The sequence below is a fragment of the Streptomyces sp. SID1328 genome (genome assembly GCF_009865595.1).
Lineage (GTDB): Bacteria > Actinomycetota > Actinomycetes > Streptomycetales > Streptomycetaceae > Streptomyces > Streptomyces griseoluteus.
The window spans coordinates 1-761 of sequence record NZ_WWKH01000949.1; the positions used below are offsets into that span (position 1 = coordinate 1).

Sequence of the window (761 nt, forward strand, 5' to 3'; positions counted from 1 at the left end):
CCCGCGTGCTGGAACTGTCCCGCGGCTTCCAGCGCTCCCCGGCGGGCTACTCGGCGGCGGCCGCGCCGATGCGCAGGCTCGGCGCGCGCACCGGGCTGCCGGCCATCGCGGGCATCCTGAACGACAACGAGGTGCTGCTCGTCCTCTCCGTGCAGGGCACCCAGCATCTCCAACTGCGCAACGCCGAGGGCACCCGCAACTCCTGGCACGCCACCTCGCTGGGCAAGGCACTGGCCGCCGGGCTGCCGGAGGCGGAACGCGAGCGCCTGCTCACCGGCCCGCTCCCGGCGGTGACCCCCCGCACGATCACCGATCCCGCCCTGCTGCGCGCGGACTTGGCCCTCGTGCGGGAGCGGGGCTGGGCGGAGGTCGACGAGGAGAACGAGATCGGCGTCCGCTCGATCGCGGTGGCACTGCCCGACACCCCGGAGGGCACCCCGCCACTGGCGCTGTCCCTGGCGGCGACGGTCATCCTGACGGACGCGGACCAACTCCGCGCACACGCGCCCGCGTTGCGGGAGTGCGCGGAGGAGGTCGCGGCGCGGATGTCGCCGTGAGGGGGGTGCTTCCCGGCTCCGTCGGGCCTGGTCCTGTCTGACCATTCGCGTCGTCGCCCGAAGGGCGGCCGCGCGGCGTCAGGTGCGTGCTCTCGGCGCGCCGGCCCCACGCCCTCGTACTGGACGTACTCGGGTCCGGGGCCCGGTGCGGCGAGTGGGAGTACCCCCTGCTCGAGCGGAGCCGAGAGCTTGGGGGAGCGTGCA

At 75.0% G+C, this 761-nt stretch carries 1 protein-coding gene; it reads left to right on the forward strand.

The window, feature by feature from the left end; genetic code table 11:
• Positions 1-557 (forward strand): IclR family transcriptional regulator C-terminal domain-containing protein (locus tag GT030_RS30615; protein WP_161203870.1); only part of this gene is annotated, 557 nt, incomplete at its 5' end.
• Positions 558-761 lie beyond the last annotated feature (204 nt).